Genomic DNA, 17,402 nt, shown 5'->3' on the forward strand with positions numbered 1-17,402 from the left:
ACCCGGCTGCCGATCCCTGGCAATACGGTCGATCATGCCACGGACTGGCCCAAGCTTACCAAGAAACGTTCGCACTCGGCAGGCAGCGGCGCGCGCAGCGTCATCTGCTGGCCGCTGTCCGGATGCGTGAACGTGATCTGGTGGGCGTGCAAGAACATGCGCTTGAGCGCGCCACGGGTGGCGCTTCCCTTCTGCAAGGCCTTGTTAAACGGGAAATCACCATATTTATCGTCACCCAGGATCGGGAAACCGCTCGATGCCAAGTGCACCCGGATCTGGTGCGTACGGCCGGTCTTGAGCTCGGCCTCGAGCAGCGCGAATTCTTGCCACTTGCGCTTGAGGTTGAAAATGGTATGCGATTCCATGCCGCCGGCCTGCACCACTACGCGCCGCTCGCCGTCCGCTGTCGTGTATTTATGTAAAGGTAGCTTTACATGTTGGCGCTTGTTGATCCAGTCGCCATGCACCGCCGTCAGGTAGCGTTTGTCGGTATGGCCATCGCGCATCTGCTCGTGCAGGTTGGTCAGTGCGGAACGCTTCTTTGCCAGCAGCAGCAGTCCCGAGGTCTCGCGGTCCAGCCGGTGCACCAGCTCCAGGAACTTGGCCTGCGGCCGCGATGCACGCAACTGCTCGATGACGCCATACGACACGCCCGAGCCGCCGTGCACCGCCACGCCGCACGGCTTGTCGATCACGAGCAGGTGGGCATCCTCGAAGACGATGGTAAATTCAGCGCCGGGCGCAACCTGGGCGCTGCTCTTTTCAGCGATGCGGATCGGCGGGATGCGCACCATATCGCCCTCGACCAGGCGGTACAGCTGGTCGATACGGCCCTTGTTGACCCGTACTTCGCCGGAGCGCAGGATACGGTAGACGTGGCTCTTGGGTACGCCCTTGCAGATACGCAGCAGGTAGTTATCGATGCGCTGGCCGGCTTCTTCTTCGGAGATGGTCACGAACTGCGCCTGGAGTGCTTGCTGTGATGAAGGGGGAACAACATCGTTTTGTCTTGCCATTCGCATTGTCTTCCCAGAAATTCTCTCTAAGTCCTTCATTTTGAATATATAATCGACAGGCGGCGGTCAAACCTCTGCTGGTGTAAGAATTAAAACGATATTTTACACAGGGGCGCGCTCCATCGGCCCCGCCAGAGTGCAAATCGATGGAAAAAACGTGTACGCACATTCAGGCGCGAATCAGGGTTGCACCTGCAGTTGTAATCGGGTTGCGCGCGTGGATGCAAGATGGAATTGTTTGGACTTATAAGGATAAGTACCGGCAAGCCGCCTGTTGGGCGGCTTGCCGGTTGATGGTGTCGATAACGCTTGTCGTTGTGGCCCGACCCGATGGTGGCTTCACCTGAAGGCTTGAGAGGATGGGCTGATTGATCGGATCACTGCGCGGACTGATGCAGGCTGATCGATTGCCTCGGTATCAAGGTCCTGGTTGTTCGCTGGCTCAGGTCTGGCTCGTTGTTGCACACCGCCTCGCTGTTTGCGCCGTGCCCACCCCAACGTGGTGGCAGGCGCAGGCAGTTGCAGGTTGCGGCGTGCGTAGGCAATGACGTTCGGCTCCATTTGCGCCCTGTGCGGCACCGACGCGTAGCGTCGGCTTGCCCCATTCCCGGGTATTCCCCCCTCCAACATTCTTTCTCCGCGTACATTCCCCATGTACTTAAGCCACGTCTAACCGACGCGGCATGACACGGCCCCCGGGCCGCGGAGTTTATAAAAATGAAACGCATGTTGTTTAACGCTACGCAGCAAGAAGAGCTGCGCGTAGCAATCGTCGATGGACAGAAACTGATCGACATCGACATCGAAACAGCCGGACGAGAGCAGCGCAAGTCCAATATCTACAAGGGTGTCATTACCCGCATCGAACCTTCCCTCGAAGCCTGCTTCGTCAGCTACGGCGAAGACCGCCACGGTTTCCTCCCCTTCAAGGAAGTTGCCCGCACTTATTTCCGTGACGGCGTCGACGTGCGCAACTGCAGCATCAAGGAAGCGCTGCGCGAAGGCCAGGAAATCATGGTCCAGGTCGAGAAAGAAGAGCGCGGCAACAAGGGCGCAGCCCTGACCTCGTTCATCTCGCTGGCAGGCCGCTACCTGGTCCTGATGCCGAACAACCCGCGTGGCGGCGGCGTGTCGCGCCGTGTCGAAGGCGAAGAACGCCAGGAACTGCGCGAGACCATGGACAAGCTCGACCTGCCGCAAGGCATGTCGGTAATTGCCCGCACCGCCGGCATCGGCCGCAATGTCGAAGAACTGCAGTGGGACCTGAACTACCTGATGCAGCTGTGGCGCGCAATCGAAGGCGCCGGCAAGTCGGCCGGTGGCGCCTTCCTGATCTATCAGGAGTCGTCGCTGGTGATCCGCGCGATCCGCGACTACTTCCAGCCCGATATCGGCGAAGTCCTGATCGACACCGACGACATCTTTGACCAGGCCCAGCAGTTCATGAGCCACGTGATGCCCGACATGGCCCATCGCGTCAAGCGCTACAGCGACGACGTGCCGCTGTTCTCGCGCTTCCAGATCGAACACCAGATCGAGACCGCCTACGCGCGCACCGTGCCGCTGCCATCGGGCGGCGCGATCGTCATCGACCACACCGAAGCGCTGGTCTCGATCGACGTCAACTCGGCCCGCGCCACGCGCGGTTCGGACATCGAAAACACCGCCTTCAACACCAACTGCGAAGCCGCCGACGAAGTGGCGCGCCAGCTGCGCCTGCGCGACCTGGGCGGCCTGATCGTGATCGACTTCATCGACATGGAAGTGGCCAAGAACCAGCGCGAAGTCGAAACCCGCCTGAAAGACGCCCTGCACCATGACCGTGCGCGCGTCCAGATGGGCAAGATCTCGCGCTTCGGCCTGATGGAACTGTCGCGCCAGCGCCTGCGTCCGTCGCTGTCCGAAGGCTCGCATGTGACCTGCCCGCGCTGCTCGGGCACCGGCCACATCCGCGATACCGAATCGTCGGCCCTGCAGGTGCTGCGCATCATCCAGGAAGAGGCGATGAAGGAAAATTCGGCCGCGATCCACGTGCAGGTGCCGGTCGATGTCGCCGCTTTCCTGCTCAACGAGAAGCGCGGCGAAGTGCTCAAGATCGAGAGCCGTCACCGCATCACCGTGATCCTGATCCCGAACAAGCACCTGGACACGCCGCATTACAAGCTCGAGCGCATCAAGCACGACGACCCACGCCTGGAAGACGCGCACGCCAGCTACGCGATGGCCGAATCGGCAGACACCGACATGGCCTATGCCAAGCGCCAGAAAGAAGAAGCCAAGCCGCGCCAGGAAGCCGTCGTCAAGACCATCACCCCGGCCCAGCCGGCCCCGGTGGTCGACCGCAGCGAAGCGGCCAAGCCAGTCAAGCCGGTGGCTGCCGCCCCGGCCGCGGCACCAGCCCCGGCCCCTGCCGAGATCAGCATCTTCGCCCGCATCCGTAACTTCTTCATGGGCGAACCGGTGCCACCGGCGCCGACTCCCCAGCCGACCGTGGCTGAAAAGCCAGCCGCCGCATCGACTGGCGAGCGCGGCGAGCGTGGCCAGCGCGGCCGCAACGGCAGCAGCCGTGGCGTCAAGGGCGGGCGCGACCGCAGCGAACGCGACGCTAACGGCAAGCTCGACGAGACCGTGAAAGCCGCGGACCTCGAAGGCAAGCCGGCACGTCCGCCGCGTCCGCCACGCGAACCGCGTCCACCGCGCGACGCTGGCGATGCCGCCCAGGCTGCACCACGGGCCGAACGTGGTGAACGTCCCGAGCCAGCCGAGCGCAAGGAACGCGCGCCGCGCCAGCCGCGTGAGCCGCGTGAGCGTGGCGAACGCAGCGCTGTCCAGCCGGTCGAAGCCAAGGCCGAAGAACTCAAGCTGCACGCTACCCCGGCGCCGGCACCGGTGCCGGTCATGCAAGCCGATCTGTCCACCAGCACCCCGCACGGTGACGTGCTCGAGCACGCGGTGAAGGTCGCCTCCGCCGGCCCGGCCAGCGACGAACTCGACGCCGACGGCGACGAGCCGCGCCGCCGCCGCCGCCGTGGTGGCCGTAACCGCAACCGCCGCGACCGCGACGGTGTCGAGGGCGAAGGCGCCGACGGCGTCGAAGGCGCACCGGCCTTTACGCCGGTCGCCGACGAAGAAGCCGCTAAAGTAGCTGCCCAAGGCCGTCCACCGAAGGCAAAGCAGGCCGCGGCATCGACCGAGCCGGCGCCATGGGCCTTCCCAACCTCCGCTTCGATCGCCGCGGCGGCCACGGCCAAGGCGCAGGCCGCCGCACCAGCTGCTGCTCCTGCTGCTCCTGCTGCCCCTGCGCCTGCGCCTGCTGCGGTTGCCGACGGCGCTGCCGCGCCAGTGGCGAGCGCCACCGGCCAAGCCGGTGCATGGGCCTTCCCGACCAGCGCGTCGGTAGCGGCTGCGCAAGCTGCGGCGGCTCCCGCGGAAGAGGCGGCGCCGGCACCTGCTCCTGCACCTGCTCCTGCACCTGCTCCTGCTCCTGTCGCTGCTCCTGTCGCTGCGGCTCCGGCACCAGTGGCCGCTCCAGCGCCAGTTGCCGCCGCTCCGGTTGCCGCCGCCCAGGCACCGGTCGACATCGACGATGTCCTGTCCAGGGCCGGCCTGCAGTTGGCCTCGACCGACCCGGAAAAGCTGCGCGCCGCCCAGGAAGCTGCTGCCCAAGCCGCATCGACCCAGCGCGTTGGCCGCGCCCGCAAGCCGGTGGCAGCACCGGTGGACGAGCCGCTGATCCAGGTGGATACCTCGCGCGAATGAGCATCGCTGTGTAAAGAATGGTAAGGGAAGCTTCGTAAGCTGAACCCCAAAAGTTGGACACCAACTTTTGGGGTTTTTTTATGGCCGGTACCTACCTATGGCGGGTACATATCGGTGCGCGAGCCAGGGAAATGATGAACCGTGTACCATCCCCAATCGCCTTAATCTAAACCCGTCCTGAAAATTGAAAGATCCTGGTAAATGAGTCGTAGTCTTGCTTTTCTTCAGGGCGGTGGTCAGATGGGCGAGCGCATCCGCCAGCACGACTGGGCGTCCACTGCCTTGGGTAGTCCCGAGACATGGCCTTGCAGTCTACGCAGTGCCGTCGCGCTGATGAACCGGATTGCCCAACCAGCCTATCTGGCCTGGGGACCGGACCAAATCTCGTTTTACAACGATCGCTACCTCCCTATTCTTGGTAGCAAACATCCCATGGGCCTCGGACAACCCGCGCATGCGTTGTGGGCAGAAATCTGGGACACATTAGGCCCACTTAACGAAGCAGTGCTCGGCGGGGAGTCACTCTATTTCGAAGAGATGCCGTTTACGCTCGACGGCCAGGAAAGTGGACAACGCTGGTTCAACTTTAGCTATACGCCACTTCTGAACGATACGGGCGAGATTGCCGGCATCTACTGTCTGGCTCTCGAAACCACGGAAAAAGTACTCACCGAAAGAAAAATGCTTGCAAGCCGGCAAGCGCTATACCGTCTCAACCAGTCGCTCGAACAGCAAGTCAGCGAGCGCACCCAGGAACGCGACCGCTTGTGGCGCAATACACAAGACGTTCAGGTCGTAATCGACGTCCAGGGTATTTTCACCGCCATCAATCCTGCCTTCACGTCGATACTCGGCTGGCTGCCTGAAGAGGTGCTGGGCAGGTCCGCGTTCGATTTCATCGTTCCCGACGACGACGCATCGCAAGGAGCGCTGCAACATGCCCGTCAAGAGAACTTGCAGACGTTCCAGAATCGCTATCGTCACAAGGATGGCGGCGTTCGATGGTTTTCGTGGGTTGCCACACCCGAAGCAGAGTTGATCTATGCAAGCGGTCGGCACATTACGGCCGAGAAAGAACACCTGCAAGCTCTCGCATCTGCCGAGGAAACCTTGCGCCAGTCGCAGAAAATGGATGCAATCGGCCAGCTGACCGGAGGGCTGGCCCACGATTTCAACAATCTGCTTGCAGGAATCGCAGGGTCCCTGCAACTGATGCAGATCCGTATGCAGCAAGGCCGGTTCAATGAGTTTGAGCGCTACATTGCAATGGCCCAGGGTGCATCCAGGCGTGCGGCTGCGTTGACACATCGTCTTTTGGCATTTTCACGCCAGCAGACGCTTGTGCCCAAGCCAACCAATGTCAACCGACTCGTCGCGGACATGCACGAGTTTATCCAGCGCACCGTCGGGCCCAGCACGCCCATCGAATTCGTTGGCGTGTCGGATGCCTGGACTACCATTGTCGATGCATCGCAACTCGAAAATGCACTGTTAAATCTCTGTATCAACGCCCGCGACGCCATGCCCAACGGTGGCCGCATTACCATCGAAACGGCCAACAAATGGATGGATGAACGGGCCGCCAAGCTACAATCCATGGCCGAAGGCCAATACCTGGCATTGTCCGTGAGCGACACTGGAACTGGCATGTCGAAAGAAGTGATCGCTCGCGCCTTCGATCCGTTTTTCACCACCAAACCCATCGGTCAAGGCACGGGACTTGGATTGTCAATGATCTATGGATTCGCCCAGCAATCCGGAGGTCAGGTGCGGATCTACTCTGAATTAGGCCAGGGAACAACCGTTTCCATTTATCTCCCTCGCCACCATGGTAATAGCATAGAAGAAACCGTCGCGTCCGAGATAAGGACTTTGCAGCGCTCGGCGCAGCTGGCGACCGTGCTGGTCGTCGACGACGAGCCAACCGTGAGAATGCTCCTCGTCGACATTCTCAACGATCTCGGTTATGCCTGGATCGAGGCTGAGGACAGTAGCGCAGGGCTCAAGATCTTGCAGTCCGATGCGCGGATTGATCTGCTCATTTCGGACGTGGGCCTGCCCGGCGGCATGAATGGCCGTCAGATGGCTGACGCGGCCTGTATCTCGCGGCCAGACCTGAAGGTACTGTTTATTACCGGTTACGCGGAAAATGCCGTGCTTAACAATGGTTATCTGGCTCCGGGAATGGCAGTCCTGACCAAGCCATTCTCGATCGACGTCATCGCTGACCGAATCCGTTCGATGATTGAGTCAGGTGCCAGCTCCGTGAGCGAGTAACACGTCTACCTGGCTCCACGACTGCAACCACAAGATCGTTTTATCCGCTTTTTTTCTTTACGGCGGCAGGTCAGCGTCAGCATTGCTCCTGGTGAGCAATAAACGGATGGGTTACGATCGCCCCATGCAAGCCTGTCCTCCCCTTCCCCTGCGCACCGCCCTGCTCTACTGGCTCAAGCTCGGCTTCATCAGCTTCGGCGGTCCGGCCGGCCAGATCGCCCTGATGCACGCCGAACTGGTCGAGCGGCGGCGCTGGATTTCCGAACAGCGCTTCTTGCATGCGCTGAACTACTGCATGCTGCTGCCCGGACCGGAAGCCACCCAGCTGGCGATCTACATCGGCTGGCTCCTGCACCGCACCGCGGGCGGCATCCTGGCCGGGATGCTGTTCATCCTGCCCGCGCTGCTGCTGCTGATCGGGCTGTCGTGGATCTACCTGGTGTGGGGCCACCTGCCCGCCGTGACCGGCATCATGAACGGCATCAAACCAGCGGTGGTCGCCATCGTGATCGCGGCGGCCTGGCGCATCGGCACCCGCACCTTACGCAATGCGCTGCTGGGCGCGATCGCCGCGCTGGCCTTTATCGGCATCGCCGTGTTCGGGCTGGCCTTCCCAGTGATCTTGCTGGCCGCGGCGCTGGCAGGCGTCATTGGCGGGCGCCTGTGGCCGCAGCGCTTCCAGCCGGGCGGCGCCCACGCCGCCAACCGCCGGCACTACGGCCCGGCACTGATCGACGACGATACGCCGACACCCGGACACGCGCGCCTCTCGCTGCCCCACCTGCTCAAGGTGGCGCTAGGCGGCATCGGGCTGGCGCTCGCGGCCTGGCTGGCGCTGGCCGCGCTGTACGGAGTGGACAGCACCCTGGCCCGGATGGGCTGGTTCTTCTCCAAGGCCGCCCTGATGAGCTTTGGCGGCGCCTACGCGGTGCTGCCCTATGTGGTGCAGGGCGCGGTCGGGCAATACGGGTGGCTGAGCGCGGCGCAGATGATCGACGCCCTGGCGCTGGGCGAGACCACGCCCGGACCCCTGATCATGATCGTCGCCTTTGTGGGTTTTGTCGGCGGCTGGACCGGGGCGCTGTTCGGCCCGGGGGCACTGCCGCTGGCGGGCGTGGCCGGGGCGCTGGTCGCGGCCCTGTTCACTTTCCTGCCCTCGTTCGTGTTCATCCTGGCCGGCGCACCGCTGGTCGAATCCGGGCGCGGCCAGGTCCGGTTTACCGCGCCCTTGACCGCGATCTCGGCCGCCGTGGTCGGGGTGGTGGCCAGCCTGGCCGTGTTCTTCGGACAGCATGTGTTTTTCGCCGGCGGCGCGCCGCAGCCGGCGGCCATCGGCATCGGCGTGGCCGCCAGCATCGCCCTGCTGCGCTACCGGCTCGGGCCGATCCCCTTGATCGCCGCCTGTGCGCTCGCGGGGCTCGTGCTATCGTATTGGCATGGCTGAAAAAATCATCATGATCAACGACTTGCGCTCACCGCAGCTGGCAGTGCCGGCGCAGCGTGATGCGCCCACCGGAACACTGCTCGACGCCCGCGGCAGGCCGCTCCACGACCTGCGCATCTCGGTCACCGACCGCTGCAATTTCCGCTGCGTGTACTGCATGCCGAAAGAAGTGTTCGACAAGGACTATGCTTATTTGCCGCAGGGCGACCTGCTCTCTTTCGAAGAGATCGCGCGCGTCGCCCGCATCTTCATCGGCCACGGCGTCGAGAAGATCCGCCTGACCGGCGGCGAGCCGCTGCTGCGCAAGAACCTCGAACGCCTGGTCGGCATGCTGCGCGCACTGCCCACCCCGAGCGGGCGCGCGCTCGACCTCACGCTCACTACCAACGGCTCGCTGCTGGCGCGCAAGGCGCGGGCCCTGAAAGACGCGGGCCTGGACCGCGTGACCGTGTCGCTCGACGCACTCGACGACGCCATGTTCCGCCGCATGAACGATGTCGATTTTTCGGTTGCCGACGTGTTGCATGGCCTGGACGCCGCGCATGCGGCCGGGCTCGGACCGATCAAGGTTAATATGGTGGTCAAGGGCGGCACCAACGATGGCCAGATCCTGCCGATGGCGCGCCATTTCAAGAATTCACCCTTCATCCTGCGCTTCATCGAATACATGGATGTGGGCGCCTCGAACGGCTGGAACATGGATGAAGTCATTCCTTCGAGCGAGGTCATTCGGCGCATCGGCGCCGAACTGCCGCTGGCGCCCGCTTCGGCCAACTATGCGGGCGAAACCGCGGCGCGCTGGCGCTATCTCGACGGCGGCGGCGAAGTGGGCGTGATCTCCAGCGTCACCCAGGCTTTCTGCCACGACTGCTCGCGCCTGCGCCTGTCGACCGAGGGCAAGCTCTATACCTGTTTGTTCGCCACCCACGGTCACGACCTGCGCGGCCTGCTGCGCAGCTCCCGTCCGGACGCCGACCTGTCCGCCGCCGTCGCCCAGCTCTGGCGCGCACGTGCCGACCGCTATTCGGAAACGCGCACCATCGATGCAACGCGCCTGGCGCCCGGCGCAAAACGGGTCGAAATGTCGTATATCGGCGGCTAGCCCGGCAAACTCGCAAGGACAAACACATGGACAAGAAACTCATTACAGGACTGATCCTGGCGGGCGGACGCGGCTCGCGCATGGGCAATGTCGACAAGGGCTTGCAGCCCTTCCGCGGCAGCACCATGGCGCAGCACGTGATCGACCGCCTGCTGCCGCAGGTCGGCTCGGTCATGGTCAACGCCAACCGCAACATCGACGCCTGGCTGGAACTGGCAGCGCCGGTGTGGGCCGACGAAACACCCGGTTTCGCCGGTCCGCTGGCGGGCCTGGAAGCCGGGCTGCGCCACTGCGTGACCCCGTGGCTGCTGGCGGTGCCCTGCGATTCGCCCTTTCTGCCGCACGACCTGGCCGTACGGCTGGCCGCCGCAGCAGAAGACGCCAACGCCGACCTGGCCTTTGCGGCCACCCAGGAGCCGGGCATGCGCGCGCAAGCGCATCCCGTGTTCTGCCTGGTCAGGGCGAGCCGGCTGCCGGTGCTGTCGCAGTATCTCCTGGAGGGCGGCCGCCGCATGGACGGCTGGTACAAGGACCTGAAGGCGGTCGAGGTGCTGTTCGACGACCTTGACGCTTTCCGCAACATCAACACGCTCGAAGAGCTGCACGGCCTGGACGACACCTTGCCGCCGACGCTGGCGAAGGTGACCAGCTGCCTGGACGGCTACGACCCCGACGCGCTGCCGGTACGCGACGCCCAGCGCATCATCGGCGACTTCGTGCAGCCGGTGCGATCAGTCGAAAAAGTCGCGCTGCGCTCGGCCCTGGGCCGCGTACTGGCCGTGGACGTTATCTCGCCGATCGACGTGCCGGCCCACGACAATTCGGCGATGGACGGCTTTGCCCTGCGCGGCGCCGACCTGCGCGAGGACGCGCCAGTAAGCTTGCGGGTGATCGGCACCGCCCTGGCCGGCAATCCATCCGGCCTGGTTCCGGTCTCCGGCCAGTGCGTGCGCATCATGACGGGCGGCGTCATGCCGGACGGTTGCGACAGCGTGGTGCCGCAAGAATTCGTCAAGCACGATGGCGACAGCATCGTGCTTCCCGCCGGCGTGATCCGGCCGGGCGACAACCGCCGCTTCGCCGGCGAAGACCTCAAGGCCGGCAGTTCGGCCTTGAAGGCTGGCCGCATCGTGCGCCCCGCCGACCTGGGCCTGCTGGCTTCGCTCGGCATGCCCGAGGTGGCGGTGCAGCGGCGCCTGCGCGTCGCTTTTTTCTCGACCGGCGACGAGCTGCGTTCGGTCGGCGAGCCACTCGGTGAAGGCTGCGTCTACGACAGCAACCGCTACACCATCTACGGCATGCTCCAGCGCCTGGGTTGCGATGTCATCGACATGGGCGTGGTGCGCGACGATCCGGATGCGCTGGAACAGGCCTTGCGCAGCGCCTGCGAGAACGCCGACGCGATCATCACCTCGGGCGGCGTCTCGGTCGGCGCGGCCGACTACACCAAGCAGGTGATGGCAAAACTGGGCGACGTGACCTTCTGGAAGATTGGCATGCGCCCCGGACGCCCGCTGGCGTTCGGGCGCATCAAGTCGAACGGCCGCAGCGCCTTCCTGTTCGGCCTGCCCGGCAATCCGGTGGCGGTAATGGTGTCGTTCTACTTCTTCGCGCGCGAAGCGCTGCTGCGCATGATGGGCGCCGAGGCTCCCCTGCCGCTGTTGCGCGCCCGCTCGAGCGTGGCGATCCGCAAGAAGCCCGGCCGCACCGAATACCAGCGCGGCATCCTGGCAACTGGTGCAGACGGCCAGCCCGAAGTGCGCATCACCGGCTCGCAGGGCTCCGGCATCCTGCGTTCGATGTCCGAGGCCAACTGCATGGTGGTGCTGCACGACGAGCAGGGCAATGTCGTGTCGGGCGACATGGTCGACATCATCCCGTTCGAAGGCTTGATGTAGCCAGCCGCCGGGTTACTCGTCCTCGTCGCTGCGGTCTGCGCCGAGCAACAACTGCGCGGCGTCTGCGGGCAATGCCTCTACCGACTTCAGTTTTTTCGCCATCACCCGGCTGCGCGTCTCGGCGTTTTCGATGTTCTTGGCGGCCTTTTCGAGCGTCGCCCTGGTGGTAGCCAGCACGTCGCCAAACTTGGTGAACTCGGTCTTGACCGCGCCCAGCACCTGCCACACTTCGGACGAGCGCTTTTCGAGCGCCAGCGTGCGAAAGCCCATTTGCAGGCTGTTGAGCAGCGCCGACAAGGTCGACGGACCGGCGATCGACACCCGCAGCGTGCGCTGCAAATCGTCGGACAGGCCGGGGCGCCGCATTACTTCCGCATACAGGCCTTCGGTCGGCAGGAACAGGATCGCAAAATCGGTGGTCTGCGGCGGCGAGACGTATTTCTCGCAGATGGTCTTGGCCTCGAGGCGCACCGCCCGTTCGAGCTCGGCCCCGAAACGCGCTACGCCGTCGCCATCGGCACGGTCGGCCGCTTCCAGCAGGCGCTCGTACTGCTCCTTGGGAAACTTGGCGTCGATCGGCAGCCATAGCGGCGGTCCGCCGTCGACGCTGCCCGGCAGCTTGATGGCAAATTCGACGCGCGCGCCGCTGCCGGCCACGGTCTCGACGTTCTTGGCGTACTGGTCGATCGTTAGCACCTGCTCGAGCAGCATTTCCAGTTGCACTTCGCCCCAGGTGCCGCGGGTCTTGACGTTGGTGAGTACGCGCTTGAGGTCGCCCACCCCGATCGCCAGCTGCTGCATTTCGCCCAGGCCCTGGTGCACCTTTTCCAGGCGCTCGCTCACCTGGCGAAACGATTCGGTCAGGCGCGTTTCCAGCGTAGCGTGGAGCTTCTCGTCGACCGTCTGGCGCATCTCTTCGAGGCGCTTGGCATTGTCGTTCTGCAGGTCGCGGATCTTGGTTTCCAATGTGCCGCGCACTTCGAGCATGCGCTGCGCATTCGATTCGGTCAGGTTCGACAGGGTCTGCTGCAGCGTGTCGGCGAAGCGCTTGAGCGCGCGCGCCTGCTCCTCGCGGCTGCTCCCCGACTGCAGCTGCATCTGCTGGCGCATGCTGTCGAACTGCTGCACCCCGGCGGCGTGGTACTGGCCCATGTGGCCCGCCATTTCCTGGCGCGTGGCCTGGGCGGTCGACTGCAGCTCCAGGCGCAGCTCCCGCTCGAGGCGTTCGAGGTGGCGGCCGTCGCCGGCATTGTCACTGGCCTTGCGGGCGCGCTGAAGCAGCAGCAGCTGCAGCGCAATGATGATGATTGCAGCCAGCACGATCAGGAGTTCGATAATTTCCATGTCAGTCGGCCTTGTTGCGCATCCAGTCGGCCGTCTGGTAGAACGACTGCATCAGCCGCATGCGCAGCGCTTCGTCGTAGCCCAGGTCTTCCATCGCCCAGGCCATCGCGCGCAGCCACTGGTCGCGCTCCTGGGTGCCGATGGCAAAGCCCAGGTGGCGCGCGCGCAGGCGCGGGTGGCCGTGGCGTTCGACGAACAAATCGGGGCCGCCGGTCCAGCCGGACAGGAACATGAACAGCTTCTCGCGCGAGCTGTCGTTGGGGGTCGGGTGCATCGCGTGGATGGCAGCGAATTCGGGCTCCAGCGCCATCAGGTCGTAGAAGCGGTCGACCAGTTCGCGCAGGCGCGCGGCGCCGCCCATCACGTCGTACAGGATTGGGGTTTCAGACATGCCGACATGATAGCGCGCCGGGGTAGGCCCTGACCACCCCGGCGCCCTGCGCGTTGCAGGCCCTTTACGCTTCGCGCAAGGTCTGCAGCGGCGGCTGGCGCAGCACGCCGCGCAGCCCCAGCCAGCCGCCCAGCAGCGCGCAGGCGACGCCTATCGCCACGCCGGCCAGCCACACGCCCGGCTCGAAACGCCACGGAAACTTGAACACGTATTCGGCCAGCGCCCAGCCCATCGCCGCTGCGCCGCTCGCGGCCAGCACGCCCGAAACGCTGCCCACCAGGATGAACTCGATACGCTGCGCCGTCGCCAGCTGTCCCTTGGTGGCGCCGAGCGCGCGCAGCAGGCCGGCCTCGCGGGTGCGCTCGGATTGCGAGCCCATCAGCGCCGCATACAGCACCAGCACGCCCGAGGCGAGCGTGAACATGAACAGGAATTCCACCGCCACCACCACCTGGTCGAGCACATCTTGCAGCTGGCGGATGATGCCAGACACGTCGATCACGGTCAGGTTCGGATAGGCGCGCGTCAGGCTGCTGGTCAGGCCGCCCGCCGCAGTGCTCCTACCCTCGGGCAAATGGAAGGCCGTCATGTAGCTGCGCGGCGCATTTTCCATCGCTTGCGGGTTGATGATGACAAAGAAATTGGCCCGCATCGAACCCCATTCGAGCTTGCGCAGGCTGGTCACCTTCGATTCGACCACCAGGCCGCCCATGTCGAAGCGCATCACGTCGCCCAGCTTCAGGCCCAGCGTCTGCGCCAGCTTTTCCTCGACCGAGGCTTCGCCCATGCCGGCCGGCGCACCCGGGGCGTCGCTGAACCACTTGCCGGCCACCACTTCGTTCGATTCCGGCAGCGTGCTCGTGGTCGACAGGTTGAATTCGCGTTCGGCCATGCGGCGCGCCTCGCCGCTCTGGAAGCTGTCGCGCGTGAGCTGCTTGCCGTTGATGGCGGTCAGGCGCCCGCGGATCATCGGGAACAGCGTCACTTCCTTGATGCCGGCGCCCACCAGCTGGCGCTCGACGCCGGGCGCCTGCTCTGGCTGGATATTGATGATGAAGCGATTCGGCGCATCCGGCGGCGTCGCGGTGCGCCAGGCCGACATCAGGTCGCCGCGCACGACGGTGAGCAGCAGCAGCGCCATCAAGCCGAGCGAGAGCGACACCACCTGCACCACGGTCGCGCCGGGACGGCGCTGCAGCGAGGTGATGGCAAAGCGCCAGCCCTGGTGCCGCAAGGCGCCGCGCAGGTGGCGCAGCAAGCGCAGGCACATCCATGCCACCAGGGCAAACAGGCCCAGGCCCCCGAGGAAACCGGCGGCCGTCATCAGGGCCAGCTTGACATCGCCGGCCTGCCACAGCAGCAGCGCCAGGAACACGCCGACGCCCAGGCCATACGTGGCCAGCGCCAGCGGCTGCGGCGCGGCCGCTTCGCGCCGCAGCACGCGGTTGTGCGGCACGTTGCGCAGCTGGAGCACCGGCGGCAGCGCGAAGCCGACCAGCAGCAGCAGGCCGGTGGCGACGCCCTGCAGCGCTGGCAAGAACGACACCGGCGGCAAGTCGGGCGGCAGCAGGCCGCCGATCATCTCCAGCAAGATGAAGTGCGCGCCGAAGCCGACCACGACGCCCAGGGCGCTGCCGGCCAGGCCGACCAGGGCAAATTCGATCAGGTACAGCGCACCGACCTCGTTTTGCGTCATGCCGAGGCAGCGCAGCATGGCGCAGGCGTCTAGATGGCGCTGCATGAAGCGACGCGCCGCCATTGCCACCGCTACCGCCGCCAGCATGGCCGACAGCAGCCCGACCAGCGACAGGAAGCTATCGGCGCGATCGAGCGTGGCGCGCATCTCGGGGCGGCCGTTTTCCAGGGTCTCGATACGCACGCCACGCACGTTGCGGGCGGCGATGTCGGCGCGCAGCCATTTTTCGAACGCGGCCACGGCGGCCATATCGTTCTTCGAGGTCGAGGCCACCTGCAGGCGATAGGTGGCGCGCGAAAAATCGGTGACCAGGCCGGTGGCTGCCAGGTCTTGCAGCGACAGCATCACGCGCGGCGCGAAATTCGCGAACGAAGCGCCCTTATCGGGCTCGCTGGCAATCAGCTGCGCGATGCGAAAGCGTTTGTCGCCCAGCACAATGCTGCTGCCTACGCCCACGCGCAGCGCCGGCAGCAGGTTGGCGTCGACCCAGACCGTGCCCGGCTTGGGCGTGGCGCGGGTCTTGCTGCCGATGGCCCCGCCGGCCTGGACCGGATCGGTCGTGATGCCAAGCTGTCCGCGCAGCGGGTAGCCCGGTTCGACCGCCTTTACCGCAGCTAGCTGGGCAGCCGCGGCATTGCCCTCGCCGGCCTGCGCCATGCTCTGGAAGGTCACGGTTTCGGCCACCAGCAGGCCGCGCTGGCGTGCCTGCTCGCGCCAGGTCTTCTGGATCGGGTCGTCGGCATTGACCAGCAGGTCGGCGCCGAGCAGCTGGTGGGCGTCGCGGTTCAGGCCAGCGCGCATGCGGTCGATGAAAAAGCCGACCGAAGACAGCGCCGCCACGGCCACGATCAGGGCCACCAGCAAAAAACGCAGTTCGCCGGCGCGCCAGTCGCGGGCGGTCATGCGAAGGGACTGTCTGAACATGGGCAGCCTTTAAGAATGGGCAAGGGCCGGGTTGGCGAAGAAGGCGTCGACCTCGGCCAAAAAGGCGCGTTTGCGCTCCGGGTCGAGGAAGGAAGCGGCAAAGCTGTTGTGGGCGAGCTGGCGCGCATGGCCGGCGTCGAGCGGCAGCGCCTCGAACGCGGCCAGGAAATTGGCGTTCATGTAGCCGCCGAAATAGGCCGGGTCATCCGAATTGACGGTGGCCACCAAACCGGCATCGAGCAGCGCGCGCAGGTTGTGGCTGCCCATCACGTCAAACACGCGCAACTTGATGTTCGACAGCGGGCACACGGTCAAGGCCATGCCGTCGCGCGCCAGGCGCGCTACCAGCTCCGGGCTTTCCAGTGCGCGCACGCCATGGTCGATGCGTTCGACCTTGAGCACGTCGAGTGCGCTCTCGATATAGGCGGGCGGCCCCTCCTCGCCCGCATGCGCCACCAGGCGCAGGCCGAGCTGGCGGGCGCGCTCGAACACGCGCGCGAACTTTTCCGGCGGATGGCCAACCTCGGACGAATCCAGGCCGACACCGATGAATTTATCGCGATACGCAAGCGACTCGTCGAGCGTAGCGAGTGCCTCTTCTTCGGACAAGTGGCGCAGGAAGCACATGATCACGCTGGCGCTGACCGGGCTGTCCTGGCAGGCGCGCCAGATGCCGTCGATGGCGGTGCCAAAGGCGACGCCGCGCGCGGTATGCGTCTGCGGGTCGAAGAAGATCTCGGCATGGCGCACATTATCGGCCTGGGCGCGCGCCAGGTAAGCTGCGGTCATGTCGTAAAAATCCTGCTCGGTCAGGAGCACGCTGGCACCGGCGTAATAGATATCGAGGAAGGATTGCAGGTCCGTGAAAGCGTAGGCAGCACGCAACGCCTCGACCGACGGATAGGGCAGTGACACGCCGTTTCTTTGTGCCAGCGCAAAAATCAGCTCAGGCTCGAGCGAACCCTCGATATGAATATGCAGTTCCGCCTTTGGCATGTTTTGCAGGATGTTGCGCAGGTGGTCGTTCAGCATGGTGTTCTCAAGCCTTTTCGCGGTTCAATGGGTCATAGGCGGCCAGTGTAACGCATGCCCGCAAAGCCTTTGCGCCATAGGCAAAAACGGCCCGGCGCGCGGCCGGTTTGTGTGCGCCGCGCGCTGCCCATATGGTGCACTATCGGCGCACCCGGCAAGGAAAAATCCGCAGCGCCGCAGCGCATCGTGCGACGGGGTCCGGATCACGATCCCATATGCTATTGGCGCCACTTCCTGAGTCCGCCTTAGTGCCGGTTAGAGCGATTATCCTCAACTGCATCAAGCACTTACACGAGCAACATCAGTTTTCACGAGACGCTTTGACTTCGGGAACCAATAGGCACATAATAAATTTCACAAACGCAAAAAAAGACCTTCTCCAAGCTGCGGGAGACCGGGCTACCGTCCGGGTCGATAACAACACACCATCGCAGTATCCGCGGCACCGGCCATCCCGGATCCGGGTGCGCGCGACCAACAAGGAGAGAGGCCAAAAAAACCCGGGCGCGAGGCCATCGC

Annotated in this window: 10 protein-coding genes; 5 read left to right on the top strand and 5 right to left on the bottom strand. The window is 64.6% G+C overall.

Annotated features, from left to right (window positions below):
* Positions 1–32: 32 nt before the first annotated feature.
* Positions 33–1,016: an RluA family pseudouridine synthase gene (locus NRS07_RS15515; protein ID WP_259208491.1), complete on the bottom strand. Its 984-nt coding sequence runs from the start codon at positions 1,014–1,016 to the stop codon at positions 33–35.
* 717 nt (positions 1,017–1,733) lie between these two features.
* On the opposite strand from NRS07_RS15515, the gene NRS07_RS15520 reads away from it, so the two are divergent.
* The 5 genes from NRS07_RS15520 (at position 1,734) to glp (ending at position 11,496) form a co-directional block, all read left to right on the top strand.
* Complete coding sequence (locus NRS07_RS15520) at positions 1,734–4,775, top strand: Rne/Rng family ribonuclease (RefSeq protein WP_259208493.1); 3,042 nt, start codon at positions 1,734–1,736, stop codon at positions 4,773–4,775.
* Positions 4,776–4,976: 201 nt separating this feature from the next.
* Positions 4,977–7,052 carry a PAS domain-containing sensor histidine kinase gene (locus NRS07_RS15525; RefSeq protein ID WP_259208495.1) on the top strand — a complete coding sequence of 692 codons (2,076 nt, stop codon included), beginning with the start codon at positions 4,977–4,979 and terminating at the stop codon, positions 7,050–7,052.
* Positions 7,053–7,176: 124 nt separating this feature from the next.
* Positions 7,177–8,496 carry a chromate efflux transporter gene (chrA, locus tag NRS07_RS15530; RefSeq protein WP_259208496.1) on the top strand — a complete coding sequence of 440 codons (1,320 nt, stop codon included), beginning with the start codon at positions 7,177–7,179 and terminating at the stop codon, positions 8,494–8,496.
* Entirely contained in the window at positions 8,489–9,598 is a 1,110-nt protein-coding gene (moaA, locus tag NRS07_RS15535) for a GTP 3',8-cyclase MoaA (RefSeq protein WP_259208499.1), read from the top strand. Before chrA ends, moaA begins: the two co-directional genes overlap by 8 nt.
* Before the next feature lie 26 nt (positions 9,599–9,624).
* On the top strand, positions 9,625–11,496 hold the full coding sequence (gene glp / locus NRS07_RS15540) for a gephyrin-like molybdotransferase Glp (RefSeq protein WP_259208500.1): 1,872 nt from the start codon (positions 9,625–9,627) through the stop codon (positions 11,494–11,496).
* Positions 11,497–11,508: 12 nt separating this feature from the next.
* Here the strand turns inward: glp and NRS07_RS15545 are convergent, their stop codons facing one another.
* The 4 genes from NRS07_RS15545 to NRS07_RS15560 all read right to left on the bottom strand — a co-directional run bounded on the left by NRS07_RS15545 (position 11,509) and on the right by NRS07_RS15560 (position 16,883).
* Complete coding sequence (locus NRS07_RS15545) at positions 11,509–12,840, bottom strand: DNA recombination protein RmuC (RefSeq protein ID WP_259208501.1); 1,332 nt, start codon at positions 12,838–12,840, stop codon at positions 11,509–11,511.
* Position 12,841: 1 nt separating this feature from the next.
* The gene (locus NRS07_RS15550) at positions 12,842–13,231 is read right to left on the bottom strand and encodes a group II truncated hemoglobin (protein WP_259208502.1); all 390 of its coding nucleotides are present in this window, start codon (positions 13,229–13,231) and stop codon (positions 12,842–12,844) included.
* 64 nt (positions 13,232–13,295) lie between these two features.
* A complete protein-coding gene (locus tag NRS07_RS15555; protein ID WP_259208503.1) occupies positions 13,296–15,851 on the bottom strand; it encodes an ABC transporter permease in 2,556 nt (851 codons plus the stop codon).
* 9 nt (positions 15,852–15,860) lie between these two features.
* Entirely contained in the window at positions 15,861–16,883 is a 1,023-nt protein-coding gene (locus NRS07_RS15560) for an adenosine deaminase (RefSeq protein ID WP_259208504.1), read from the bottom strand.
* Positions 16,884–17,402 lie beyond the last annotated feature (519 nt).

The organism is Massilia sp. H6, assembly GCF_024802625.1.
In the GTDB taxonomy this organism is placed as follows: domain Bacteria; phylum Pseudomonadota; class Gammaproteobacteria; order Burkholderiales; family Burkholderiaceae_D; genus Telluria.

Excerpts from the sequence above, each read along its gene's own strand:
- NRS07_RS15555 (WP_259208503.1), bottom strand. The coding sequence starts at position 15,851 with ATGTTCAGACAGTCCCTTCGCATGACCGCCCGCGACTGGCGCGCCGGC.
- glp (WP_259208500.1), top strand. The coding sequence starts at position 9,625 with ATGGACAAGAAACTCATTACAGGACTGATCCTGGCGGGCGGACGCGGC.
- NRS07_RS15545 (WP_259208501.1), bottom strand. The coding sequence starts at position 12,840 with ATGGAAATTATCGAACTCCTGATCGTGCTGGCTGCAATCATCATCATT.
- chrA (WP_259208496.1), top strand. The coding sequence starts at position 7,177 with ATGCAAGCCTGTCCTCCCCTTCCCCTGCGCACCGCCCTGCTCTACTGG.
- NRS07_RS15515 (WP_259208491.1), bottom strand. The coding sequence starts at position 1,016 with ATGGCAAGACAAAACGATGTTGTTCCCCCTTCATCACAGCAAGCACTC.
- NRS07_RS15525 (WP_259208495.1), top strand. The coding sequence starts at position 4,977 with ATGAGTCGTAGTCTTGCTTTTCTTCAGGGCGGTGGTCAGATGGGCGAG.
- NRS07_RS15560 (WP_259208504.1), bottom strand. The coding sequence starts at position 16,883 with ATGCTGAACGACCACCTGCGCAACATCCTGCAAAACATGCCAAAGGCG.
- NRS07_RS15550 (WP_259208502.1), bottom strand. The coding sequence starts at position 13,231 with ATGTCTGAAACCCCAATCCTGTACGACGTGATGGGCGGCGCCGCGCGC.
- NRS07_RS15520 (WP_259208493.1), top strand. The coding sequence starts at position 1,734 with ATGAAACGCATGTTGTTTAACGCTACGCAGCAAGAAGAGCTGCGCGTA.
- moaA (WP_259208499.1), top strand. The coding sequence starts at position 8,489 with ATGGCTGAAAAAATCATCATGATCAACGACTTGCGCTCACCGCAGCTG.